The sequence below is a fragment of the Pseudomonas sp. CM25 genome, from assembly GCF_013179705.1.
GTDB lineage: Bacteria > Pseudomonadota > Gammaproteobacteria > Pseudomonadales > Pseudomonadaceae > Aquipseudomonas.
The window spans coordinates 1-10,633 of sequence record NZ_JABMCW010000191.1; the positions used below are offsets into that span (position 1 = coordinate 1).

A 10,633-nucleotide genomic window follows, 5' to 3' on the forward strand; every position below is an offset into this window, starting at 1 on the left:
AGCGCTTCCGCGATGCCGGCCTGGACCAGGGCATCCGCCTGCTGCACTTCCACATGGGTTCGCAGATCGCCAACCTGGCCGACTACCAGCACGGCTTCAAGGAAGCCATCCGCTACTATGGCGAACTGCGTGCGCTGGGCCTGCCGGTCGACCATATCGACGTGGGCGGTGGCCTGGGCGTGGACTACGACGGCACCCACTCGCGCAATGCCAGTTCGATCAACTATGACATGGACGACTACGCCGGTGTGGTGGTGGGCATGCTCAAGGAGTTCTGCGATGCGCAGGGCCTGCCGCACCCGCACATCTTCTCCGAAAGCGGCCGCTCGCTGACCGCGCACCATGCCATGCTGGTGATCCAGGTGACCGACGTCGAGAAACACAACGACGACGTGCCGACCATCGACAACAAGGAAGCCCTGCCGCAGACCGTGCAGTGGCTGGCTGACCTGCTGGGCCCGACCGACATCGAGATGGTCACCGAGACCTACTGGCGCGCGACCCACTACATGGGTGACGTGGCTGCGCAGTATGCCGATGGCAAGATCACCCTGGCCGAGAAAGCCTTGGCCGAGCAGTGCTACTTTGCCGTGTGCCGCCGCCTGCACAACTCGCTGAAGGCCCGCCAGCGCTCGCACCGTCAGGTGCTGGACGAGCTCAACGACAAGCTGGCCGACAAGTACATCTGCAACTTCTCGGTGTTCCAGAGCCTGCCGGACACCTGGGCCATCGGCCAGGTGCTGCCAATCATCCCGCTGCACCGCCTGGACGAAGAGCCGCTGCGCCGTGCCGTGCTGCAGGACCTGACCTGCGACTCCGACGGCAAGATCAACCAGTACGTCGACGAGCAGAGCATCGAGACCAGCATGCCGGTGCATGCGCTGAAGGATGGCGAGGACTACCTGCTGGGTGTGTTCCTGGTCGGTGCCTACCAGGAAATCCTCGGTGACATGCACAACCTGTTCGGTGACACCGACTCGGTGAACATCTACCAGAACGCCGACGGCAGCGTGTACCACGCCGGCATCGAGACCCACGACACCATCGAAGACATGCTGCGTTATGTGCACCTGTCGCCGGAGGAGTTGATGACCCACTACCGCGACAAGGTGGCGAGCGCCAAGATCACTGCGCGTGAGCGGACCCAGTACCTGGATGCGCTGCGGTTGGGGTTGACCCGGTCTTCGTACCTGTCGTCCTGAGGCCCTGGGGGCCGCTCCAGCAGGGGCCGCGATACCGTCCCATGGCATCGCGATTTTTTGTAGGAGCGGCCTTGTGTCGCGAAATGAGGGCGCAGCCCTCACCGCGTCATACGCGGTAATGATCCCTCGGCACTTTCCGACATCCCCACACCTATCCTTTGAATGCAATCTTCAAAGGAGTTCGACATGGATCGTCAAGGTAATCACCGCTTGCGCCAAGGGCGCTATTCAGAGCCTGGTCGGCTCTACCTGCTGACCACCATCACGCGCCATAGACTACCTCTGTTCGCAAACCTGATCTTCGCGCGGTCGGCAATCCAGCAACTGCGCGCGAGTGATCAAGATGGAAGTTGCCGCTCTCTGGCGTGGGTCCTGATGCCGGACCATTTGCATTGGCTTATCGAGCTTGGGCCGACCAGCTTGAGCAAACTCATGTGTGCCTTCAAGTCGCGTAGCAGTTGCGCGCTTTACCGGCAAGGCGTCGAACGAAAGCACATCTGGCAACCTGGTTTTCATGACCGGGCGTTGCGCAAGGAAGACGATATCAGAGCGACTGCCCGTTATATTATTGCCAATCCCGTAAGGGCTGGCCTGGTGCGACGTGCCGGCGATTATCCGCATTGGGATTGTGTGTGGCTGTGAAGCCGCAGGTGAGGGCTTCGCCCTCATTTCGCGACACAAGGCCGCTCCTACAAAGGATAACGATCTCCTGTGGCCAATCATCCCAGCCAACGATCGCTCTGCTGCAACCGCCACCCCACCCACCCCAGCGTCCCTGCGCGCAGCGCCATGAACACCAGAAACGCCAACCACAACCCATGGTTGCCGAACCCGCTCATGGCCAGCGCAACCGGCAGCGCAATCACCAACGACACCAGCATCGCGTTGCGCATCTCCCGCGCCCGGGTCGCGCCGATGAACAGCCCGTCCAGCAGGTAACTCCACACCGCGATCAACGGCAGCAGCGCCAGGTACGGCAGGTACGGATAGGCTGCGGCCCTCACGCTCTCGATGTCGGTCTGCAGGTCGATGAACAGGTGCCCACCCAGCAGGAACAACCCGGCGAAGCCCAGGCTGGTGATCAGCGACCAGCCGCAGGCCACTACCAGCGAGCGGCGCAAGGTGTCGCGGTGACGAGCGCCGATGGCGTGGCCGCACAGGGCCTCCACCGCGTGGGCCAGCCCGTCAAGGGCATAGGCCGTCAGCAACAGGCCGTTGAGCAGCAGGGCATTGGCCGCCACGGTGGCCTCACCCAGGCGCGCGCCTTGCACCGTGATCAGCAGGAACACCAACTGCAGCGCCAGGCTGCGCAGAAAGATGTCGCGGTTTACCGCCAGCAGCGGGCGCCAGGCCTGCCAGCGCTTCAGCGCCGTCCACACGATATGCCCCGGGTAGGCGCGCAGGGCCGGGCGGGTCAGGGCCAGGCCAAGCAGGGCGCCGCTCCACTCGGCAATCACCGACGCCCGTGCCGAACCCAGCACGCCCCAATCCAGGCCAAGCACGAACCACAGGTTCAAGGCGATGTTCAGCAGGTTGGTGGTTAGCAGGATGGCCAGCGGCGCCCTGGCGTTCTGCGTGCCCAGGAACCAGCCGACCAGCGCGTAGCTGGCCAGTGCCGCAGGCAGGCCGAGCAGGCGGGTGTGGAAGAAGTTTTCGGTAGCTTGCTGCAGGGCCGCACTGGGTTGCATGGCGTGCAGTGCCAGCTGGCTGAAGGGCAGCGCCAGCAGGCCGATCAGCATGGCGAAGCCGAACGCCAGCAGCAGCCCTTGCACCAGCACCTGGCGCAGCGCCGCGCCGTCCCCACGGCCGGCGGCCTGGGCGGCGAAGCCGGTGGAGCCCATGCGCAGGAAGCCCATCAGGCCGACCATGAAGGTGAACATCGTCGCGCCCACGGCCACCGCCCCCAGCTGGTGGGCGTGGGGGAGGTGGCCGATGACGGTGCTGTCGACCAGGGCGACCAAAGGCACGGAGATGTTGGACAGGATCATCGGTGCGGCCAGCGCCCAGACCTTGTGGTGGGTGGGGCGGTGGCGCCAGTCGGTGGTCAGTTGCAGCATTGGAGTCCTTGATCGATCAGGAGCAGGCTCGCGCCCCCGCTTTTCGGAATGGCCACAGTGTAACGGCCAGGCAACCAATTCGCGCGAACATGGTCTCAGCGAGCTATAGTTGCCCCCCTCACGTACACGCTGCCCAAGAGTTCATACTCCATGTTCAACAAAGGATTGTTGCTGGCCTGCGCGCTGGCTTTGCTCGGTGCCTGTGACTCTTCGACGCCGGACAAACCGGTGCCGGCCGAAAAACCGCTGGCCACCACGCCGGCCGAAGCCCCGGCAGCCAGGCGCGAAGACCCGGCCGTACTCGCCAAGCGCTACGAAGGCCGCGAGCTCAGCGTGCTGGATGTGTCGGAAGTGCAGCTCGACGGCGCAGCCACGCTGTCGATCAGTTTCTCTGCGCCGCTGGATGCCGAACAGGACCTGGCCAGCAAGGTGCACCTGGTCGACACCGTCAAAGGCAAGCTCGACGGCGCCTGGGAACTCTCCGACAACCAGATGGAACTGCGCCTGCGCCACCTGGAGCCGCAGCGCAAGCTGGTACTGACCGTCGACAAAGGCCTGCTGGCAGTCAACGGCAAGCAGCTGGACAGCGAATCGATCACCCGCCTGGAAACCCGCGACATGCAGCCGACCATCGGCTTTGCCAGCCGCGGCTCGCTGCTGCCCACGCGCCTGGCTGAGGGGTTACCGGTCATTGCCCTGAACGTCGACAAGGTCGATGTCGAGTTCTTCCGCGTCAAGCCGGCCATGCTCTCGAGCTTCCTGGCCAGCTGGGGGCGCAACAGCAGCCTGTACTACTACCAGTCCAAGGAAACCCTGGACATGGCCGAGCTGGTCTACAGCGGCCGCTTCGACCTCAACCCCGCGCGCAACACCCGCGAGACGGTGCTGCTGCCGATTGCCGGCATCAAGCCGCTGCAGGAAGCGGGCGTGTACCTGGCGGTAATGCGCGCCTCGGGCACCTACGACTACTCGCAGCCGGCAACCTTGTTCACCCTCAGCGACATCGGGGTTTCGGCGCATCGCTACCGCGACCGCCTCGACGTATTCGCTCAAGCCCTGGAAGGCGGCAAGGCGATGAACGGGGTCAACCTGGAAATCCATGACGAGAAAGGCAAGTTGCTGGCCCAGGCCACTACCGACGGCAAGGGCCATGCGCAACTGCCGATCACGCCGAAGGCCGACACCCTGATCGCCACCCAAGGCGTCAACACCACGCTGCTGCGCTTGAATACCGCCGCACTGGACCTGGCCGAGTTCGACATCACCGGCCCGCTGGCCAACCCGCTGCAGTTGTTCATTTTCGGCCCGCGCGACTTGTATCGCCCGGGTGAGACAGTGCTGCTCAACGGCCTGCTGCGCGACCAGGACGGCAAGCCGGTCAAGGCCCAACCGGTAAGCGTCGAAGTGCGCCGACCGGATGAGCAGGTCAGCCGCAAGTTCGTCTGGGAAGCTGATGCCAGTGGCCTGTACCAGTACCAGTTGCAACTGGCCAGCGAGGCGCCGACCGGTCGCTGGCAACTGCTGCTCGACCTGGGCGGCGGGCGCAAGCAGGTGTACGAGTTCCTGGTCGAAGACTTCCTGCCCGAGCGCCTGGCGCTGGAGCTGAAGGGCAGCAGCACACCGCTTTCGCCTGACGAGAATGCCCGCATCCAGGTCAATGGCCGCTACCTCTATGGCGCCCCGGCCGCTGGCAATCGCCTGAGTGGCCAGGCCTATGTGCGCCCGCTGCGCGAGGCGGTGCCGGCGTTGCCTGGCTACCAGTTCGGCTCGGTGAGCGAAACCGAGTTGAACCAGGACCTGGAGCTGGACGAAGTGACCCTCGACCAAGCTGGCAAGGCTGTACTGGATATTGAAAGCCGCTGGGCCGAAGCCCGCTCGCCACTGCAGCTGACCGTACAGGCCAGCCTGCAGGAGTCTGGTGGCCGACCGATCACCCGGCGGCTGGAACAGCCGATCTGGCCCGGTGAACGCCTGCCAGGCCTGCGCGGGCTGTTCGATGGCGAGGAAACCGACAGTGACGGGCCGGTTGAATTCGAGTTCCTGGTGGCCGACCCCGACGGCAACAAGCTGGCGGCCAACGACCTCAAGGTAAGGCTGATTCGCGAACGCCGCGACTACTACTGGAACTACTCGCAGAGCGATGGCTGGAGCTACGCCTACAACGAGAAATTCCTCACCCAGAGCGAGGAGACCATCAGCGTCAAGGCCGGCTCCACAGCCAAGCTCAGCTTCCAGGTGGAGTGGGGGCCTTACCGGGTCGAGGTGGAAGACCCGCAGACGGGCCTGGTTTCCAGCGAGCGCTTCTGGGCCGGTTACCGTGCCCAGGACAACGCCGAAGGCGGCGCGGTGCGCCCGGACCAGGTCAAGCTGGCGCTGGACAAGCCGTCCTACGCTGACGGCGCCACGGCCAAGGTTACCGTTACGCCACCTGCTGCCGGTACCGGTTACCTGATGATCGAATCCAGTGATGGCCCGCTGTGGTGGCAGGAGATCGACGTGCCCGCCGAAGGCAAGGCCTTCGACGTGCCGTTGGACAAGGCCTGGGCCCGCCATGACCTGTACATCAGCGCCTTGGTGATTCGCCCCGGCGAGCGCAAGGCCAACGCCACGCCCAAACGCGCCGTCGGCGTGTTGCACCTGCCGCTGGACAGGGCTGAACGCAAGTTGGCGCTGAGCCTGCAGGCGCCGGAAAAAATGCGCCCCAAACAGCCGCTGACCGTGAAGTTCAAGGCCGCCAACGCCGATGGCAGCGTGCCAAAGCAAGTACACGTGCTGTTGTCGGCAGTGGACGTGGGCATTCTCAACATCACCGACTTCAAGACCCCCGACCCGTTCGCCAGCCTGTTCGGGCGCAAAGCCTACGGCGCCGACCAGCTGGACATTTATGGCCAGCTGATCGAAGCCGGCCAGGGCCGCCTGGCCAGCCTGGCATTTGGCGGTGATGCGGCCATGGCCAAGGGCGGCAAGCGCCCCAACACCACGGTGACCATCGTTGCCCAGCAGAGCCTGCCCGTTACCCTGGACGACAAGGGCGAGGGCCAGGCCACGGTCGATATTCCTGACTTCAATGGCGAGCTGCGGCTGATGGCCCAGGCCTGGACCGAGGAGCATTTCGGCATGGCCGAAGGCAAGACGGTGGTTGCCGCGCCACTGATTGCCGAGCTGTCGGCCCCGCGCTTCCTGGCCGGTGGTGACCGTACCAGCCTGGCGCTGGACCTGGCCAACCTGTCGGGCCGCGCCCAGCAGTTGAATGTGGACATCAGCACTGAAGGGCAGCTGAGCCTGGCCACCAATGCTGTGCAAAACGTTGCCCTGGCCGAGGGCCAGCGCTCGACGCTGATGATCCCGGTACAGGCCCAGGGTGGGCTGGGGCAGGGCAAGGTGCACGTGCGCGTCACTGGCCTGCAATTACCGAACGAACCGGCCACCGCGTTCGAACGCGAGTGGACGTTGGGCGTGCGCCCGGCCTACCCGGCGATGCTCAAGCACTACCGCGTGGCCTTAAAGGACCAGCCGTGGACATTGCCCGAAGCCGACCTGGCCGCCTTCGAACCCGCCGGCCTGGAAGCCAGCCTGGCCTTGTCGAGCCGGCCGCCGCTGAACCTGGCCGAGCAGATCCGCGCCCTCGAAGCCTACCCCTACGGTTGCCTGGAACAGACCACCAGCGGCCTTTACCCGTCGTTGTATGCCGATGCCGACAGCCTCAAGCGCCTGGGCATCAAGGGCGAACCGGCGGATGTGCGCAAACGCAAGATCGAAATGGGCATCGAGCACCTGCTGGGCATGCAGCGCTACAACGGCAGCTTTGGCCTGTGGAGCTCGGACAGCGAAGAAGAGTACTGGCTGACCGCCTACGTCACCGATTTCCTCCTGCGTGCCCGTGAGCAGGGTTATGGCGTGCCGGCCGAAGCGCTGAAGAAGGCCAGCGAGCGCCTGCTGCGCTACCTGCAGGAGCGTAACCTGATCGAAGTTGACTACAGCGAAAACGCCGACCATACCCGCTTTGCCGTGCAGGCCTATGCGGCGCTGGTGCTGTCGCGCAGCCAGCAGGCGCCGCTGGGCGCCCTGCGTGGCCTGTTCGAGCGCCGCGCCGACGCCCGCTCTGGCCTGCCGCTGGTGCAGCTGGCGGTGGCGCTGGACAAGATGGGTGACAAGCCGCGTGCCGAACAGGCGTTGCAGGCTGGCTTGGGTATCAGCCGCGGCAAAGGCTGGATGGCCGACTACGGCAGTGCGCTGCGCGACCAGGCGCTGATTCTGGCGCTGCTGCAGGAGAGCAACCTGGCCAGCAGCCAGGTCGATCAGCGCCTGTTCGCCTTGTCGGATGAACTGGCGGCCAACCGCTGGCTGTCGACCCAGGAGCGCAACGCCCTGTTCCTTGCCGGGCGCGGCCTGCTGGGCAAGCCCGAAGGCAAGTGGCAGGCCCGCCTGGACAGCGCTGGCGAGGTGCGCGAGTTCAACAATGCCGAGGCTGGCATGAAGCTGGAAGGCCCTTTGCTGGCCTCGCCGCTAAGTGTGCAGAACCAGGGCAGCGAAACGTTGTACCAGCAACTGACCTTGTCCGGTTACCCACGCCAGGCGCCTGCGGCCGGCGGCAACGGGCTGCAGATCCGTCGTGAGTACCTGGGCATGAATGGCCAACCGCTGGACCTGCACAACCTGCGCAGTGGCGACCTGGTACTGGTGCACCTGGCACTCAAGGCCGAAGAGCGTGTGCCGGATGCGCTGGTGGTGGACCTGCTGCCGGCAGGCCTGGAGCTGGAAAACCAGAACCTGGCACAAAGTGCCGCCAGCCTGGATAACGCCAGCAGCGCGGTGAAGGAATGGCGCGAGTCGATGCAGAACGCCAGCGTGGTGCACCAGGAATACCGTGATGACCGTTACGTCGCCGCGCTGAAACTCGACGGCTACGGCACCACCCACCTGCTGTACCTGGCGCGGGCGGTGACCCCGGGCACGTACCGCGTGCCGCCGCCGCAGGTCGAGTCGATGTACCGGCCGAACCTGCAGGCGGTGGGGGATGGGCAAGGGGAGATGACCGTCAAGGCCCGCTAAGGCGAAAGCTGCACATGAGCAGCCTCGTGCTGCGAAGAGGCCGGTAAGCCCCATGAAAAGGGAGCTAGCAGTACCGGCCTCTTCGCAGCACAAGGCTGCTCATACAAAAGATGTCGCTTCGGCTTTCAGTGAATCACCCAGCTCATCACCCACAGTCCCAGCACCAGCCAGATGATCCCAAGGATGATCGAGGCGCGCATGAACGCGCGGATGGCCGAGTACAGCAGCATCAGGCCGATGATCAGGGCCAGGATGCTGACCAGCGAGGTGTCCATGCCCAAGGTGCGCGCCAGGCCGTCGATGAAATTGCCACCGGCATTGGCCAGCAGGTTGAACAGCCCGCTCAAAGCGTCGACGATGATGCGGATCAACGACCCCAGTGCCTGGCCCAGCCACTCGAAAAAACCTTCTACATGCATAGTTGCTTCCTGATGAACGAATCGGCGAGTCTGCCGTTCCCAAGCCTTTGGCCATTCGCTGGCCAGGTCGGTTCCCGATGCCAAGCTTAGCGCGGCCACGCACCCGTGCGGGCAAGCTGTTGCGCGCCATGGCGATCGGCATGCTGGTGCTGTTCGGCCTGGTCTGGCTGGCCGACCGTATCTGGCCGCTGCCACTGCCGGGCGACGACCTGGCCCGGGTGGTGCTGGCCGAGGACGGTACGCCACTGTGGCGCTTTGCCGATGCCGAGGGTGTCTGGCGCTACCCGGTGAGCCCTGACCAGGTTTCGCCGTTGTACCTGCAGGCCTTGCTGACCTACGAGGACCGCTGGTTCTACAGCCATCCGGGGGTCAACCCGTTCGCGCTGGCACGCGCTGCCTGGCTGAACCTGCGGGGCGGGCGTGTGGTGTCGGGCGGCAGCACGCTGTCGATGCAGGTGGCGCGCCTGCTCGACCCGCATGACCGTACCCTGGCCGGGAAACTGCGGCAGCTGTGGCGTACGGCGCAGCTGGAATGGCATTTGTCCAAACGTGACATCCTGCAGATATACCTGAACCGTGCGCCCTTCGGCGGTACCTTGCAGGGCGTTGCGGCGGCCAGCTGGGCATACTTGGGCAAGTCGCCCATGCACCTCAGCCCCGCCGAAGCGGCGCTGCTGGCGGTACTGCCCCAGGCGCCCAGCCGGCTGCGCCCCGACCGTCACCCCGAGCGCGCCCAGCGCGCCCGGGACAAGGTGCTGCAGCGCCTAGCCGAATACCAGGTGTGGCCTGAACAGCAAATCCGCGAGGCCGCCGAGGAACCTCTGGTGCTGGCGCCCCGCCAGGAACCGGCCCTGGCGCCGTTGCTGGCCCGGCGCCTGAACAGCGCCGACAGCCCGCCGCTGATCCGCACCACGCTCGATGCCGCGCTGCAGCGACGCCTTGAAGACTTGCTGCTGGGTTGGCGCGCACGTCTGCCAGAGCGCACGTCCGCAGCCATTGTGGTGGTCGAGGCGCAGACCATGGCGGTGCGTGCCTATCTCGGCTCTATAGACCTGGCTGACGAACGCCGCTTCGGGCATGTGGACATGGTGCGCTCATTGCGCTCGCCCGGCTCGACCCTCAAGCCCTTCCTCTACGGCATGGCGCTGGATGATGGCCTGATCCATTCCGAATCGTTGTTGCAGGATGTGCCACGGCGCTACGGCGACTACCGCCCCGGCAATTTCTCGATGGGTTTCAGCGGGCCGGTTTCGGCCAGTTCGGCCTTGGCGCTGTCGCTCAACCTGCCGGCGGTGCAATTGCTGGAAGCTTACGGCCCCAAACGCTTTGCCGCGCAACTGCGCATGGCGGGCATGCCGCTGATACTCCCGCCGTTGGCCGAGCCCAACCTGTCGCTGATCCTTGGCGGCGCCGGTAGCCGGCTGGAGGAACTGGTTGGCGGGTATGCGGCGCTGGCACGGGGTGGCAACAGTGCCCGGGTGCGCCTGCAACCGCAGGACCCGCTGGTCGAACGCCGCCTGCTGTCGCCAGGTGCGGCGTGGATCATCCGGCGCATCCTCAGTGGGCAGGCCCGCCCGGACCGTGACCCGCATGCCGAGTTGGTGCAGCGCCCGCAACTGGCCTGGAAGACCGGCACCAGTTACGGCTTTCGCGATGCCTGGTCGATTGGCGTTGGCCCGCGCTACCTGATCGGCGTATGGATCGGCCGCCCCGACGGCACGCCGGTGCCCGGCCAGTTCGGCCTGGCTTCGGCGGCGCCGCTGATGCTGCAGGTGCACGACCTGCTGAGCAACCGTGACAGCCAGCGTGGCATCAGTGTGCCGGTCGAACGGGTGCCGGCAAATGTCGGGGTGGCGGCGATCTGTTGGCCTTTGGGCCAGCCGATGAGCAGGAAGGACCCCAA

The 10,633-nt window shown here is 65.4% G+C and carries 6 protein-coding genes; 4 read left to right on the plus strand and 2 right to left on the minus strand.

Features of this window, described 5'->3' with window-relative positions; translation table 11 throughout:
• Both speA and HP546_RS18815 read left to right on the plus strand, forming a co-directional pair.
• A partial coding sequence (gene speA, locus HP546_RS18810; protein ID WP_172228255.1) for a biosynthetic arginine decarboxylase occupies positions 1-1,202 on the plus strand: 1,202 nt, incomplete at its 5' end.
• A gap of 186 nt (positions 1,203-1,388) precedes the next feature.
• The gene (locus tag HP546_RS18815; RefSeq protein ID WP_172228257.1) at positions 1,389-1,844 is read left to right on the plus strand and encodes a transposase; all 456 of its coding nucleotides are present in this window, start codon (positions 1,389-1,391) and stop codon (positions 1,842-1,844) included.
• Positions 1,845-1,921: 77 nt separating this feature from the next.
• On the opposite strand, the gene HP546_RS18820 is transcribed toward HP546_RS18815, so the two are convergent.
• Positions 1,922-3,259, minus strand: coding sequence for an MATE family efflux transporter (locus HP546_RS18820; RefSeq protein WP_172228259.1), 1,338 nt, complete (start codon positions 3,257-3,259; stop codon positions 1,922-1,924).
• A gap of 150 nt (positions 3,260-3,409) precedes the next feature.
• On the opposite strand from HP546_RS18820, the gene HP546_RS18825 reads away from it, so the two are divergent.
• Positions 3,410-8,311, plus strand: coding sequence for an alpha-2-macroglobulin (locus tag HP546_RS18825; RefSeq protein ID WP_172228261.1), 4,902 nt, complete (start codon positions 3,410-3,412; stop codon positions 8,309-8,311).
• A gap of 125 nt (positions 8,312-8,436) precedes the next feature.
• Here the strand turns inward: HP546_RS18825 and HP546_RS18830 are convergent, their stop codons facing one another.
• On the minus strand, positions 8,437-8,730 hold the full coding sequence (locus HP546_RS18830; RefSeq protein ID WP_172228263.1) for a hypothetical protein: 294 nt from the start codon (positions 8,728-8,730) through the stop codon (positions 8,437-8,439).
• Between the two features lie 77 nt (positions 8,731-8,807).
• Here HP546_RS18830 and pbpC point away from each other — a divergent pair.
• Positions 8,808-10,633 (plus strand): penicillin-binding protein 1C (gene pbpC / locus HP546_RS18835; protein WP_172228265.1); only part of this gene is annotated, 1,826 nt, incomplete at its 3' end.

Coding starts and splice junctions, on each gene's coding strand:
- HP546_RS18815 (WP_172228257.1), top strand. CDS start 1,389: ATGGATCGTCAAGGTAATCACCGCTTGCGCCAAGGGCGCTATTCAGAG.
- HP546_RS18820 (WP_172228259.1), bottom strand. CDS start 3,259: ATGCTGCAACTGACCACCGACTGGCGCCACCGCCCCACCCACCACAAG.
- HP546_RS18825 (WP_172228261.1), top strand. CDS start 3,410: ATGTTCAACAAAGGATTGTTGCTGGCCTGCGCGCTGGCTTTGCTCGGT.
- HP546_RS18830 (WP_172228263.1), bottom strand. CDS start 8,730: ATGCATGTAGAAGGTTTTTTCGAGTGGCTGGGCCAGGCACTGGGGTCG.